The organism is Streptomyces sp. NPDC050546, from assembly GCF_044457425.1.
In the GTDB taxonomy this organism is placed as follows: Bacteria; Actinomycetota; Actinomycetes; order Streptomycetales; family Streptomycetaceae; genus Streptomyces.
In genome coordinates this window covers 155,091-168,263 of record NZ_JBITGX010000003.1, presented here as the reverse complement: position 1 = coordinate 168,263, position 13,173 = coordinate 155,091, and the positions used below count along the sequence as shown (strand labels likewise).

Sequence of the window (13,173 nt, the reverse complement as noted above, 5' to 3'; positions counted from 1 at the left end):
GCGCGCGAGTTGCGCCGTGACCTTTCCGTGACCTATTGTTGGCCGCGTCTTCGGCGTGCCCGGAGACAGACGACCCCGACGCCCCGCAGGCCCACCGCCGCGGGGCGTTTTTTCATGCCCGCATCCGGGAGGCTCCGCGTGATCTTCAAAGTTCGCCCCGACACCGCCCGACTCGGCCAGGACGCCTACGAGGCGTACGCGACGGCCGTAGAGAACCGGTCCGTGAGCGGCGAGGAACTGCCCCCGTGGGTCGAGCTGACCCGCCCCGTACAGAACGCGTGGTCGCTCGCCGCCGAGGCCGTACGGCACCGCGTCGAGTTGAACGCGTAGACCGAGCAGGGGGTGAGCCATGGCCCGCCCCATCACCGACGACGACCGCCGCCGCGTCCGCGAGCTGCACGCGCAGGACAAGAGCCGGAACGAGATCGCCCGCGAGATCAACCGGTCGCCCTCGACCGTGTCGAAGATCGCCGCCGCGTGCGACCCGCCCCTCTCGTTCGACCGCGCCCCGCAGGTCGAGGCCGCGACCCGCGTCCGTACCGCCGACCTCGCCGCGCGCCGCGCCGCCCTCGCGTCCGCCCTACAGGACGACGCCGAGCGTCTACGCGGACAGCTCTGGTCGCCGACCATCTACGGCGAGTTCGCCGGCAAAGAGGGGCACTGGCAACACGTCAACCTCGAACAGCCGCGGTTCGTCGACCAACGCCAGATCATCGCGTCGGTACAGACCGCCGTCGGTACCTCGCTGCGCCTCGCGCCGGCCGAGGGTGGAGAGAACGCCGAGCAGGTGCGCAGCATGTTGGGCGCGCTCGGCGAGGCACTGACGCAGGCCGCCAACGACGACCAGGCCCACGACGACGACGGGGGCGCCGCCGGGGGGTGAGCCGCGTTGCTCGACCTCGACCGGTTGCCCCTGTCCCGTAAGCAACTCCGCAGCATCGGGCAGGCGACCGCCCGTATCAACCTGTGGCACGGCAGCGTCCGGAGCGGGAAGACGATCGCCTCGCTACTGGCGTTCGTGATCGCCGTCGCCACGGCCGGACCGTCCGGCCTGATCATCGTGGTCGGTCGGTCGCTCCAGACGATCGAGCGCAACGTGTTGGAGCCCCTACAGGACCGCGCGTTGTTCGGGCCCCTCGCCCGGCACATCGTGCACACCCGGGGCGCCACGACGGCCGTGATCCTGGGGCGCACCGTCCACCTGATCGGCGCCGCCGACGCCCGCGCCGAGGGCCGGCTACGTGGCCTTACCGCCCAGCTCGCCTACGTCGACGAGGCAACCCTGTTGCCCGAAGCGTTTTGGACCCAGCTACTCGCCCGCCTGTCCGTGCCCGGCGCGCGCCTGTACGCCACGACGAACCCCGACTCGCCGCGCCACTGGTTGAAGGTCGGATACCTCGACCGCCTCGCCGAACTGGACATGCGGGCGTGGCACTTCAAGTTGGCGGACAACCCCAGCTTGTCGCCCGAGTACGTCGCAGCGCTCGCCGCGGAGTACACCGGTCTGTGGCGAAAGCGCATGATCGAGGGCGCGTGGGTGGTTGCAGAGGGCGCCATCTACAGCGAGTGGGACGAAGACCGGCACGTCGTCGACCAACTGCCCACCATGCGCCGGCACTTCCTCGGTATCGACTACGGCACGACGAACCCGTTCTCGGCCGTCCTGCTCGGCATGGGCGACGACGACCGCCTGTACGCCGTGGCCGAGTGGCGATTCGACTCCCGCACCGCGCACCGGTCCATGACCGACGCGCAGTACAGCGCCGCCGTCCGGAAGTGGCTCGCCGACTACCGGCCGCCCGACGCGGGCCCCGGGGCCGGCAAGGGCGTGATGCCCGAGTGGACGTTCGTTGACCCGAGCGCGAAGTCGTTCAGTACCCAGCTTTGGCACGACGACCACCAGGGCGTAGCGCGCGCCGACAACACGGTCGCCGACGGCATCCGATCCGTGGCCGCCCTGTTCGCCGCCGACCTGTTGCTCGTACACCGGTCCTGCGAGGGACTGCTCGGCGAACTGCCCGGTTACTCATGGGACCCCAAGGCGAGCGAGCGCGGCGAAGACGCCCCGTTGAAGGTCGACGACCATTCCGTCGACGCGCTGCGCTACGTGATCCACTCGACCGCCCACGAGTGGCGGCACCTACTCGCCCAAGCCGCCTAGGAGGTCGCCGCCGTGGCATCCACCCCGCCCCTGTCCACCGTCGTGCACCTCCCCGTACGCCTCGACGTCGCCGGCCACGTGGCCGAAGTCGGAACGATCGAACTCGACACCGGCAAGCCCACATGGCCGCAGGTCGCCGACGCACTGCGCGACCTCGCCGACGCCCTGGTCGCCGCCGCCGACTCCCGGCCCGACGAGGACGACGACCAGGAGGTGAGCACCGATGGCACTGCCTGACGCCGGCGCAGCGTGGCCGCCCCCGCAGTGGGCGCCGTACTACGCCGAGATGCGCACCGATGACGCCTGGTACTCCGGGGACCGCCGCCGGATCGCCCGCGCGTGCGGCGAGGAGGAAACGGCGCAGCACCGCCGGGGCCCGTGGAACCGTCGCCGCGAGCAGCCGCGCCGGACCCGGCACCGGCTGCACGTGCCGATGCCGTCGGATATCGCCTCGACGTCCGCCGACCTGCTGTTCGGCGACATGCCGACGATTAAGGTCACGGACAAGACGACTCAGGAACGCCTCGACGTCCTGGTCGACGAAGGGCAGTTGCAGCAGGTCTTGCACGGCGGAGCCGAGCAGGGTTCCGCCCTGTCCGGGGTCTACCTGCGTTCCACGTGGGACCGCGACCTAGTCGACCGGCCGATCCTGTCCGTCGTGCAGCCCGACAACGTCGCCCCCGAGTTCCGATGGGGGATGCTGCGCGCCGCCACCCTGTGGCGTGACCTCCCCGGCTCGACCGCCTCGACGATCTTCCGACACGTCGAGCGGCACGAGGTCGGGCGCATCCTGCACGGCCTGTACGTGGGCACCCCCGACAACTTGGGGCGTGCCGTTCCCCTGTCCGAGCACCCCGAGACGGCCGACCTGGTCGGAAGTCTCGGCCCGGACGGGGTGAGCGTCGACACGGGCATCCGCGACCTGACGATCAGCTACGTTCCGAACATCGGGCCCAACCGGCTGCACCGGGCAAGCCCCATGGGGCGTAGCGACTTCCAGGGCATCCGCGACCTGTTCGCCTCGCTTGACGACGTGTGGACGTCATGGATGCGCGACATTCGCCTCGCCCGCGCGCGGCTGATCGTCCCTGACGGGTACCTCCGTGACTACGGGGCCGGACAGGGAGCATCGTTCGACGACGACCGCGAGGTCTGGCACTCGCTGCGCATGCCGCCCACCGAGGGCAACGGCATCACGCTGAACCAGTTCGAAATCCGAGTCGACGAGCACCAGCGCAGCGCCGAAGCGCTCATGCGGCAGGCCGCCCAGTCCGCCGGCTACAGCGCCCAGTCGTTCGGCCTCGACGGCGGAGGTCAGCCGATCACCGCGACCGAGGTCGACAGCCGCGACGCTCGGTCCATGGTGACCCGAAAGAAGAAGACCGGGTATTGGCGGAACCCCCTCGCGCACAGCCTGCACGTTCAGTTGCAGCTCGACGCCGTGCACTTCGGGCAGCGCATCACGCCCGAGCGCCCAACGGTGGCGTTCGGCGACGGGGTCGCGGAGTCCGAGCAGAACACGGCGACCACGCTCGAACTGTTGCAGCGCGCCGGGGCCGTGTCGACCGCGACCAAGGTCCGATGGCTGCACCCCGAGTGGGAAGACGGACAGGTCGACGCCGAGGTCGCCGCGATCCTGCGCGAGACCGGCGCCGCGGACATGGCCGACCCCGGCGGGACGTACCCCCTCGCCGCGTAGGACGACCGGGGGGTGAGCCGTGCCGATTCACCCGGGCATGGTCGAGGATCTGGCCTCGACGACGCGCGACCTGTACGCGGGCGCCGAGGAACGGCTGTTGAGCATCATCGCGCAGCAGCTCGCCGCCGGCCTCGAAGCGCCCGGGTGGGTCGAGGCCAAGCTCGCCGCCGTGCAGCAGGTGCGCCGCGCCTCGCAGGCCGTCGTCGACGAGTTGGCCAAGGCGACCACCCTCGAAGTGTTCGACGCGGTCGCCGAGGCGTACAACGTCGGGCACCGGTCCGCGGTCGCCGAAGTCGGCGCCCTGTCCGACGACGCCCGCCGCCTGGTCGACGACCGCTTGCCGAACGCGCAGGCCGTCGACCGCCTCGCACAGGAAGCCGTCGACGTCGTCACCGCGACGCACCGCGGCATCCTGCGGGCCGTCGTCGACACCTTCCGCGCCGTCGTCTCCCGCGTCGCCGCTACGCCCCTGCTCGGCACCGGCACCCGCCGGCAAGCCGTGCAAGACGCGCTGCGCCAGTTCGCCGACGCCGGTATCCGGGCGTTCGTCGACAAGGCCGGCCGCCGCTGGTCGCTCCCCTCGTACGCCGAGATGGCCGTACGGACGGCGACCGCACGGGCCGCGACCGAAGCGCACATGCGCACGCTCGCCGAGCACGGCGTCGACCTGGTCGTCGTCTCCAACTCGCCGCGCGAGTGCCCACTCTGCCGACCGTGGGAGCGCACCGTACTGACGATCGGTGGCCCGTCCGGGCCGCGGACGGTCGAGGTCGAGCACGCCGTCGAGGACGGCCGCATGGTCCGCGTGGACGTCGCCGGCAGCCTCGACGAAGCGCGCGCCCGAGGGCTGCAACACCCCAACTGCCGGCACAGCGTGTCCGCGTACACCCCGGGTCTGACCACGGTGGAGGACGCCGAGCCGGACCCCGAGGGATACGAGGCCGGACAGCGACAGCGCGCCATCGAGCGGAACATACGCAAGTGGAAGCGCCGCGAGGCCGTCGCCACCAGCCCGGCCGAGAAGCGCGCCGCCGCCGCCAAGGTGCGGGCGTGGCAAGGCAACATGCGCCAGCACCTCGCCGACCATCCCGACTTGCGCAGGCTCAGGCACCGCGAGCAGCCCGGGGCGGGGAACCTCCCCGAGAAGCGCCCGCCGCTTGCGCCCGAGCAGGTCGAGCGCGCCCGCGTGTGGTCGGGCGACGAACGCACGTTGCGCGAGATGGACGACGACCAGCTCGCCGCCGCGCTGCGGACGCCGCTCGACGACCGCGCCCGCCGGCGGATCGAGGCCGAGGCAGACCGCCGCGATACCGAGGCCCTGCTCGACCGCGCCGCCCCCGGCGGACGTCTGGCCGACGACCTGCTCGGCCTGTCCGACGACGACCTCGCCCGCGTGTGGTCGCACGTCGACGACCGCGACCGTGTGCGGATCATGGCGGAGACCGACCGTCGCGACCGCGCCGGCCAACTCCCCGACGTCCGGCCCGACCTGGTCGGTCTGTCCGACGAACAGCTCGCCGCCCGCTACCGCGCCGCCGGCGACGGACCGGAGGGCGCAGCGATTGCCAGGGAGGCCGCGCGCCGCGACCTGCTCGGCCGCCTGTTCCCCGGCGGGAACCTGCTCGACGACCTCGCCGCCGCCGGCGACGACGACCTCGCATGGGCCATGCAGTACGCCGACGAGCGCGAACTGTTGCGCATCGCCGGCGAGATGGACCGCCGCGACCGCATCGAGCTACCGCCGCCGGCCGCCACCGGGAACGCCGTCGACGACCTGCTCGCCGACCGCGACGCCCTCGCCGAGACCATGGGCGAGCGCACCCCAGACCCGGACGCATGGGGCGCCCTCGACGACACCCCACCGCCGGCCGCCGACGCGTCATTCTGGGACGACCTGAAACGGGCCGCCGCCCGCCTGTACCGGGACGACGGCGACCACGACGAGCGGCACAAGATCACCCGCCGCGAGGCCCGCGCCCTGTATGACGAGTACGTGTATCGGCAGTACCTCGCCGCCGAGGACGCCACAAACGGGTACCTGCTCAACAAGGCCGCCCAAGCCGCCGGCCACAACCCGGCAACGCTGTTCAGCGGTCCGGCCCGCATCGCGTACGCGCGCGCGTCGGACGAGCTGAAAGAGTGGTGGGCCGAACACGGGCGTCTCACACAGGCCGAGTTCATCGAGCAGGTGACCGGCAAGGCCCAGCGATGGGCCGACGGCGCCCGTAAGAACGAGTCCGACCACCAGAACAAGAGGTGACCCCATGGGCGCGCGCGAGGACATCGTGAAAGCCACCGCCGACGGCCGCGAGGCCGGCGAGCGGGGCGACCCACCGACCGTGTGCCCGCACCCCGGAACGTCGACGCTGCGGACCGCGTGGATACGCGGATACGCCCGCGCGCGACCCGTCGCCGACGAGGTCGACCAGGACGTCGCCGACTAGCTGAACACCGAGCACCACCCCGGAGGGGGCCCGCCAGGAGCGGGCCCCCTTTTTCGTTGCCCGCATCCGGCCGGCGCCAGGCGCGCACGGCCCCTGACACCGTCCCAGGAGGACCCGTGTCGACTCCCACCCCCGCCGCTCCCGCCGCCCCGGCCGCGCCGCAGACTGCCCCGCAGGGCGCCCCGCAGACACCCCAGGCACCCCAGGCCCCGCAGCAGCCGCAGACGCCCCAGGCGCCCGCGCAGGCCCCGCAGCAGGGCGCCCCGCAGACTCCCGCCCCGCAGACCCCGGCCGCGCCGGGGGGCGAGCCGCAGGACGTCGCGTCGCTTCCCGAGTGGGCCCAGAAGATCATCCGGGACACCCGCGCCGAAGCCGCGGACTACCGCACCCGCTACCAGGCCGCCCAGCCCCAGCAGCCGGCCGCACCGCAGGCCCCGGCCGCGCCCGTTCCGCAGCAGTCGGCGCCCGCGGCCGACGGCGACGTCGCCCGACTCCCGCAGTGGGCGCAGCGAGCCGTGACCGACGGACAGGGCGCAGCGCAGCAGCTCGCCTTGCAGACGGCCGTGATCGCCGCCGCCCCGGCCGCGGGCGCCGACGTCTCCCGCCTGCTCGACTCGCAGGCCGCTATGCGCGCGCTCGCTGCCATCAACCCGGCCGACCCCGCCGCGGTGAAGCAGGCGATCGAGGGCGTGCTCACCACTCACCAGCACCTCGCCGCGGTCCCGCAGACCGCGCCGAAGGGTGGCGCCGACTTCGGCACCCCGGGCCCCGGAGCCGTCACGGCCGAGCAGTTCGCCGCCATGTCGTACGCCGAGCGCGTCGACCTCCACCAGTCCGACCCCGAGACGTACCGGCGCCTCGCCGGTTCCTGACCCGCCCGGCGACCACGCCGGGCCCCCAACCGCCCGGCGACCGCGCCGGAGAGAGTGAGCACTGACACCCATGGCCAAGACCACCAGTGCCGCGATGATCGTCCCCGAGGTCTGGGGCGACATGGCACAGGCCCAGTTCGTCGGGAAGGTCCGCGTCGCCGGATCGTCCGCCGTCGTCGAGGACAACACCCTTGAGGGTGCCCCCGGCGAGGAGATCGAGTTTCCGAAGTGGGGTGCGCTCGGCGACCTCGACGAACTCGACGAGGCAACCCCCATGACCCCCGTGGCCATGTCGACCAGCTCGGCCAAGGCCGTGATCAAGGAGGTCGGTAAGGCCGTCGAGATCACCGACAAGGCCAAGCTGGTCAGTCTCGGCGACCCGGAGGCCGAGGCCCGCCGGCAGTTCGGCGTACTGGCCGCGCGCAAGGTCGACGCCGACCTGATCACCCAGGCCCAGGCCGACGAGACCGCGCTCGGCGGGGCGAACCCGCTCCGCTTCAACGCGGGCGCCGGCGTCACCAAGTTCTCGTGGCTCGGCGCCGTCGTCCCGACGATCGCCATGTTCGGCGACGAGTGGGAGCCGTCCGACTTCGCCGGCCTGTACCTGAACAGCGCGCAGTACGCCGACGCGCTCGCCGACGACCAGTTCGTGAACGCCGCCAAGCTCGGCAACGGCGCGTCCGCCGCGGTGACCGGCAGCATCGGCCGTATCGGTGGCGTGTCCGTCTTCCTGACGAACCGCGTCGCCGCGGGCAAGTTCCTGCTCATGAAGAACGGCGCGCTCGGCCTGCTCTACAAGCGCCGGCCGCTGGTCGAGTCCGACCGCGACATCCTCGCGCGCTCCAACGTCGTGACCACGACCCTGCACTACGCCGTCAAGCGACTGGACGACAAGGGCGTCGCGGTCGGCACCCTCGCCACCACCTGATCAGGAAGGAGGGCACCGCCGTGATGCTGCGCCGCTACCACCAGCCGCCGGACGACGATCCGGACGGCACGGAGACCGAGACCGACGCCCCGCAGGCAGACAAGCCCGCGGGGCGTTCGCGTTCCCGGACCAAGAAGGAGGACTAGGCCGTGCCCCGGATCTACGCGACGCCCGAGCAACTGAGCGCGTGGACCGGGCAGCCGGCACCGGAGGGCGCCGAGCGCCTGCTCGCCCGTGCGAGCGAGGACGTCGACGACGCCCTGTTGTGCGCCGTCTATGTCACGGACGCGGCAGGCATGGCGACCGACCCGGCCGTCGTGCAGGCCCTCGCGGACGCCACGTGCGCGCAGGTCGAGTACCAGCTCGCCACGGGTGATGACGGCACCGGAGCGGCCGGCCGATGGGGCAGCGTCTCTATCGGCCCCGTGTCGCTCGGCGACCGCCGGGACGCCCCGGCCGCCGTCGGCGACCTCGACCTCGCCCCCCGCGCACACCGCGCGCTCCGCCGCGCCGGCCTGCTCCCGGGGGTGATCTGGTGAGGGTCCCCGCCTACCTGCTCCGTCACCGGGTCACCGTCGAGCCGTATCTCGGCGACGGCGCGTACGGGCCGCAGTACGGGCCGCCCGTCGCGGACGTGCCCGCCCTGGTGTCCGGGGCCCGCAAGGTCACCCGGGACAGCACCGGCGCCCAGGTACTCAGCACGGCCCAGGTGATCGCCGCCCCGGACCTCGACTGTCCGGCACGCTCACGCCTCACCCTGCACGACGGCCGGACCACCACGGCAATCAGCGTCGCCCACCACACCGCGCCGGGACTGCCCGTGCCCGCCTGTACGGAGGTGATGTGCGAGTGACCGCCCGCGCCCGCCTCACGTGGAACACCGCCGCCGCCGTCCGCGGCACCCGCGCCGGCGCCGTCCGCGGCCTACGCCTCGCCGCCGAGCACGTGCTCGAACGCGCCCGCGCCCGCGTGCCGATCGAAGAGGGCACCCTCGAACGCTCCGGAGTCGCATCCGTCGACGAGTCGTCCCTGACGGCCGGCGTCAGTTTCGACACCCCGTACGCCGTCCGCCAGCACGAGGACATGACGTTGCGGCACGACTCCGGGCGCACCGCGAAGTTCCTCGAAGACCCCTTGACCGAGGAAGCCGGCGCCGTCGAGGAGATCATCGCGGCCCAGGTGCGGAGGTCGCTCCGTGGCTGACCTGCTCGACGGCCTCGCCCGGTATCTGCACGGCCTCGACCTGCTCACCTACGACTCGACCGGCCTCGCCGGCGACACGTTCGTCGAGACGATGCCGCCCAGCCCCGACCAGGCCGTCGCCCTGTCCCTGTACGACGGCACCCCGCCGCAGGCCCGCGACGACGCCGACACCCCCCGCCTACAGGTGCGCGTACGCGGCACCGCCGACCCCCGCGTCTCCCGCGCCCGCTGTACGGCCCTGTACCGCGCGCTGCACGGCCTCGCCGGCGTCGAGCTGCCCGACGGCACACACCTAGTCCTCGCCGCGGCCCGCGGCACCCCGGCCCCGATGGGGACCGACAGCACCGGCCGGCACGAGCACGTCGTGAATTTCGACCTCGACGTGACCGGCCCCACCGACACCCCGTAAGGAGGCCCGCCCCATGGCAGGCACGAGCAGGCCCATTGACGCCCGCGGCTGGATTTTCCAGGTCGAGGACACCGGAGCCACCCAGGAAACGTGGCTTCCGATCGCCGGACTCACCACGTTCACGCACAACCCGGGCGAGAACGAGGAGACGGCCGACACGACCGCGTTCGACTCGGAAGGCCACTACGAGCAGGACGTCATGCAGCGCGGCGCGACCCTCGAACTCGAAGGACAGTTCCGCATCGACAAGACCACCAAGGCCCAGGACGCCGGACAGGCGTATGTCGACGGCGAATGGTCCCAGCGACTCGGCATCGACTCGCGGAACGCCGTCCGGTGGCGGCACGAGACACAGACCCAGTGGGTCGTGTGGGAGGCCACCGTCACGCCCGGCGAGCAGGGCGGAGGGACCAACGAGAAGACGAGTTGGTCGGCGACGATCACCCGTTGCGGAGCCCCGACCACCGCGGCGGTGTCCGGCTGATGACGACCGACACCACGGCGTACGACGACGACCTCGACGAGCAGGCGCCGGCCGTTGGCGACCCCGCCGACTTCGACGCGTTTTTCGCCGAGCAGGACACCAGCCGTCCCCGGCAGGCGTTCACCCTGTACGGCACCCGCTACGTGCTCCCCGACTCCCTGCCCCTGATGTTCACCTTGCAGGCCGAGCGCGTGCAGGACAGCAACGACCCCGCGGACGTCCGCAAGATGCTGGGGACCCTGTTCGGGGGCGACACCCTCGACGTGTGGGCCGAGGCCGGCATGACCGACCGACAGTTCGGGATCGTGCTCATCTACTCGGCCGCCAACGTGCGCACCCCGGGCAGCGTGACCATGGAGCGCGCCGCCGAGCTGCACGACGACCAGGAGCGCGCCCGCGCCGCGGGAAAAGCCCCGGCGCCGAACCGGGCGGCGCGCAGGGCGAAGCCGAAGAACGGGAAGCGGCGGAGTTCTGGCAAGCGGTAGTCCGCCACTGGGGCGCCATCGAGGGCGACCTGTCCCGCGAACACCAGGTGCGCGCCGATGAGTTGGCCGCCATGACGACCCGCCGGTTCGTCGCCCTGGTCGGCGCCCTGTCTCCCGACTCCCGGTTCGCCCGCGCGTGGCGACGCACACCGCGCCGCGCCGACTCCCCCGAGGACATAGCCCGGATCACGGGCCTACCGGCCCAGTAGCACCCGCACGCCCGGCACCACGGCCGGCACCACCCAAGGAGGTGAGGCCGTGGCGTTGACCGTGGGCGAACTGCTCGCCACGATCACCGTTGACGAGTCCGGGGTCGAGGGCGGCCTGTCTCGCGCCGAGCAGGCCGTACGCGCGTCCGCGACGACCATTTCATCCGACGCCGAGCGCGCAGGCCGCCAGGCCGGCGACGCACTCGGCGACGGCCTCGCCACGACCGCCGCAAGCGCAGTGCGCGACGCCGGCGGAGACGTGGTCGACGCCGGCGGAGACGTCGGCGAGGCGACCGGCGGAAGTCTCCGGGAACGCCTGTCGTCGAGCCTGAAAGTCGGCCTCGCCGGAATCGGCGTAGCCGCGGGCGCCCTGCTGATGACTGGCTTCGGCCAGGCCCTCGAACAGGGGCAGATCACCGGCCGACTCGGCGCCCAGCTCGGCGCCACCCCGGCGGAGGCCAAGAAGTACGGCGAGATAGCCGGCGCGATGTACGCCGACGCCGTCACCGAGGATTTCCAGGGTGCAGCCGACGCGATATCGGCGACCATGCGCGCGGGTATCGCCCCGCCGGGCGCGACCAATGCGCAAATCCAGAGCATCGCAACGAAGGTCAGTGACCTTTCGAGCACGTTCGAGCTGGATCTCGGCCAGACCGCGAATGCGGTCGGGCAGATGCTCAAGACCGGACTTGCGAAGAACGGCACGGAGGCCCTTGACGTACTGACCAAGGGTCTGCAAAACATGGGCCCGCGGGCCGACGATATCGCGGATACGTTCAACGAGTATTCGACGATTTTCCGGAACATCGGCCTTGACGCGACAACGGCCACGGGCCTTATGTCGCAGGGTCTACAGGCGGGCGCGCGCGATACCGACGTCGTCGCGGACAGCCTTAAAGAATTCCTGCTGACCGTTCAGGCCGGCGGGCCGGACGTCGATAAGGCTTTCGCGTCCATCGGCCTGAACGGCAAGGAAATGCAGGCCGCCTTTACGGAGGGCGGGCCGAAAGCGTCGGCAGCGCTCGACAAGGTCTTTGACGCCATGCGGCAGATCAAGGACCCGGCCGAGCGCAACGCCCTTGCCGTATCGCTTTTCAAGACCAAGTCCGAGGACATGCAAGCAGCGCTGTACGCGCTGGACCCGTCCAAGGCAGTCGACACCCTGGGGCAGGTCGGGGGCGCCGCGGGCAAGATGGGCGACAGCCTGCGCGACAACGCGGGCGCCAAGATCGAGGCGTTCAAACGGGGCGCCATGCAGACGCTCACCGAGTTCATCGGTGGCACCGTTCTGCCTGTCCTGTCCTCCCTGTTCTCGTTCGTGAGCGAGCACTCAGGGGTTTTTACCGCCCTCGCCGCGGTAATCGCCGCCGTTGTGATTCCGGTGATCACCGCACTCGGAATTCAGTCGCTCATTGCGGGCGCGCAGATGGCGCAAGCGTGGATCGTCGCCATGGGCCCGATCGGATGGGTCGGCCTCGCTATCGCCGCCCTGGTCGTCCTGATCGTCGCCTATTGGGACGACGTCAAAAAGTGGACGCTCGCCCTGTGGGATTGGTTCGTCGATAAGATCGTTTGGGCTAAGGATATGGCGATTAACGCCTTCCTGAACTTCACGCTTATCGGTCTACTGATCAAGCATTGGGCGACTATCAAATCCGGCGCCATTGCCGGATGGAATGCCGTAGTGAATTGGGTCAAGGGCGTTCCGGGGTGGCTGTATAACGCCTTCCTCAACTGGACGTTGCTCGGCCTGATCATCAAGCATTGGTCCGCGATCAAAACGGCCACGGTCAATAAGGCCGGGGAAATGGTCACGTGGGTGCGCGGTCTGCCGAAGCGGATTTCCGACGGAATCGGATCGCTAAAGCAACTGCTGTACGACAAGGGAACCGACGTCGTACGCGGCCTATGGAACGGCATTAAGTCCATGGGATCGTGGCTCAAATCCACGTTGATCAGTTGGGCTAAGGACCTGATTCCGGGGCCGATTGCAAAGGCACTCGGAATTCACTCGCCGTCCAAGGTCATGGCCAAGAGCGTTGGCCGCTGGATTCCCGCCGGCGTCGTCAAGGGCATCCGGTGGGGACAGGCCGCCCTCGACCGGACCATGTCCAACCTGATCACCCCGCCCGCCGTCCCGGCCCTCGCCGGCGCCCCCGCGGGCGCCCTCGCCGCGCCGTCGAGCGGAGTGCACATCGAGCACTGGCACGCCGCCGAGAACGGCTCACCGGACGACAACGCGAAGGCCCTTGCGTGGCTCGCCAAGGCAAGGGGGTGAC

At 71.2% G+C, this 13,173-nt stretch carries 18 protein-coding genes; all 18 read left to right on the top strand.

The annotated features are described in order from the left end of the window. Positions 1-138 precede the first annotated feature (138 nt). The 18 genes from ACIBK5_RS08745 to ACIBK5_RS08660 all read left to right on the top strand — a co-directional run bounded on the left by ACIBK5_RS08745 (position 139) and on the right by ACIBK5_RS08660 (position 13,172). A complete protein-coding gene (locus ACIBK5_RS08745) occupies positions 139-330 on the top strand; it encodes a hypothetical protein (RefSeq protein ID WP_365127216.1) in 192 nt (63 codons plus the stop codon). Positions 331-349: 19 nt separating this feature from the next. Continuing rightward, the gene (locus tag ACIBK5_RS08740) at positions 350-883 is read left to right on the top strand and encodes a helix-turn-helix domain-containing protein (RefSeq protein WP_399017600.1); all 534 of its coding nucleotides are present in this window, start codon (positions 350-352) and stop codon (positions 881-883) included. Between the two features lie 6 nt (positions 884-889). Next, entirely contained in the window at positions 890-2,161 is a 1,272-nt protein-coding gene (locus tag ACIBK5_RS08735; RefSeq protein WP_399017598.1) for a PBSX family phage terminase large subunit, read from the top strand. Positions 2,162-2,173: 12 nt separating this feature from the next. Then, on the top strand, positions 2,174-2,398 hold the full coding sequence (locus tag ACIBK5_RS08730) for a hypothetical protein (protein ID WP_399017596.1): 225 nt from the start codon (positions 2,174-2,176) through the stop codon (positions 2,396-2,398). Beyond that, positions 2,385-3,860 carry a phage portal protein gene (locus ACIBK5_RS08725; RefSeq protein WP_399017594.1) on the top strand — a complete coding sequence of 492 codons (1,476 nt, stop codon included), beginning with the start codon at positions 2,385-2,387 and terminating at the stop codon, positions 3,858-3,860. Before ACIBK5_RS08730 ends, ACIBK5_RS08725 begins: the two co-directional genes overlap by 14 nt. 19 nt (positions 3,861-3,879) lie before the next feature. Next, positions 3,880-6,120 carry a phage minor capsid protein gene (locus ACIBK5_RS08720; protein ID WP_399017592.1) on the top strand — a complete coding sequence of 747 codons (2,241 nt, stop codon included), beginning with the start codon at positions 3,880-3,882 and terminating at the stop codon, positions 6,118-6,120. Positions 6,121-6,124: 4 nt separating this feature from the next. Continuing rightward, a complete protein-coding gene (locus tag ACIBK5_RS08715; protein ID WP_399017590.1) occupies positions 6,125-6,304 on the top strand; it encodes an Rmf/CrpP fold protein in 180 nt (59 codons plus the stop codon). A gap of 116 nt (positions 6,305-6,420) precedes the next feature. Further along, positions 6,421-7,176, top strand: coding sequence for a hypothetical protein (locus ACIBK5_RS08710; protein WP_399017588.1), 756 nt, complete (start codon positions 6,421-6,423; stop codon positions 7,174-7,176). Between the two features lie 70 nt (positions 7,177-7,246). Next, positions 7,247-8,104 carry a phage head protein gene (locus ACIBK5_RS08705; protein WP_359251914.1) on the top strand — a complete coding sequence of 286 codons (858 nt, stop codon included), beginning with the start codon at positions 7,247-7,249 and terminating at the stop codon, positions 8,102-8,104. Positions 8,105-8,124: 20 nt separating this feature from the next. Continuing rightward, positions 8,125-8,250: a hypothetical protein gene (locus ACIBK5_RS08700; RefSeq protein ID WP_388381402.1), complete on the top strand. Its 126-nt coding sequence runs from the start codon at positions 8,125-8,127 to the stop codon at positions 8,248-8,250. 3 nt (positions 8,251-8,253) lie between these two features. Beyond that, complete coding sequence (locus tag ACIBK5_RS08695; protein WP_399017585.1) at positions 8,254-8,643, top strand: hypothetical protein; 390 nt, start codon at positions 8,254-8,256, stop codon at positions 8,641-8,643. Further along, entirely contained in the window at positions 8,640-8,957 is a 318-nt protein-coding gene (locus ACIBK5_RS08690; RefSeq protein WP_399017583.1) for a hypothetical protein, read from the top strand. The genes ACIBK5_RS08695 and ACIBK5_RS08690 overlap by 4 nt, the downstream gene beginning before the upstream one ends. Beyond that, positions 8,954-9,307, top strand: a complete 354-nt coding sequence (locus ACIBK5_RS08685; RefSeq protein ID WP_359251908.1) for a hypothetical protein — start codon at positions 8,954-8,956, stop codon at positions 9,305-9,307. The genes ACIBK5_RS08690 and ACIBK5_RS08685 overlap by 4 nt, the downstream gene beginning before the upstream one ends. After that, positions 9,300-9,716 carry a minor capsid protein gene (locus tag ACIBK5_RS08680; protein ID WP_399017581.1) on the top strand — a complete coding sequence of 139 codons (417 nt, stop codon included), beginning with the start codon at positions 9,300-9,302 and terminating at the stop codon, positions 9,714-9,716. Before ACIBK5_RS08685 ends, ACIBK5_RS08680 begins: the two co-directional genes overlap by 8 nt. Before the next feature lie 13 nt (positions 9,717-9,729). Continuing rightward, the gene (locus ACIBK5_RS08675; protein ID WP_399017579.1) at positions 9,730-10,200 is read left to right on the top strand and encodes a phage tail tube protein; all 471 of its coding nucleotides are present in this window, start codon (positions 9,730-9,732) and stop codon (positions 10,198-10,200) included. Next, positions 10,200-10,685, top strand: a complete 486-nt coding sequence (locus ACIBK5_RS08670) for a hypothetical protein (protein WP_399017578.1) — start codon at positions 10,200-10,202, stop codon at positions 10,683-10,685. The genes ACIBK5_RS08675 and ACIBK5_RS08670 overlap by 1 nt, the downstream gene beginning before the upstream one ends. Before the next feature lie 71 nt (positions 10,686-10,756). Beyond that, positions 10,757-10,894: a hypothetical protein gene (locus ACIBK5_RS08665; protein ID WP_318319413.1), complete on the top strand. Its 138-nt coding sequence runs from the start codon at positions 10,757-10,759 to the stop codon at positions 10,892-10,894. A gap of 49 nt (positions 10,895-10,943) precedes the next feature. Further along, positions 10,944-13,172, top strand: coding sequence for a phage tail tape measure protein (locus tag ACIBK5_RS08660; protein ID WP_399017576.1), 2,229 nt, complete (start codon positions 10,944-10,946; stop codon positions 13,170-13,172). The last annotated feature ends 1 nt before the right edge of the window (position 13,173 follow it).

Excerpts from the sequence above, each read along its gene's own strand:
- ACIBK5_RS08740 (WP_399017600.1), top strand. The coding sequence starts at position 350 with ATGGCCCGCCCCATCACCGACGACGACCGCCGCCGCGTCCGCGAGCTG.
- ACIBK5_RS08725 (WP_399017594.1), top strand. The coding sequence starts at position 2,385 with ATGGCACTGCCTGACGCCGGCGCAGCGTGGCCGCCCCCGCAGTGGGCG.
- ACIBK5_RS08715 (WP_399017590.1), top strand. The coding sequence starts at position 6,125 with ATGGGCGCGCGCGAGGACATCGTGAAAGCCACCGCCGACGGCCGCGAG.
- ACIBK5_RS08705 (WP_359251914.1), top strand. The coding sequence starts at position 7,247 with ATGGCCAAGACCACCAGTGCCGCGATGATCGTCCCCGAGGTCTGGGGC.
- ACIBK5_RS08675 (WP_399017579.1), top strand. The coding sequence starts at position 9,730 with ATGGCAGGCACGAGCAGGCCCATTGACGCCCGCGGCTGGATTTTCCAG.
- ACIBK5_RS08670 (WP_399017578.1), top strand. The coding sequence starts at position 10,200 with ATGACGACCGACACCACGGCGTACGACGACGACCTCGACGAGCAGGCG.
- ACIBK5_RS08665 (WP_318319413.1), top strand. The coding sequence starts at position 10,757 with ATGACGACCCGCCGGTTCGTCGCCCTGGTCGGCGCCCTGTCTCCCGAC.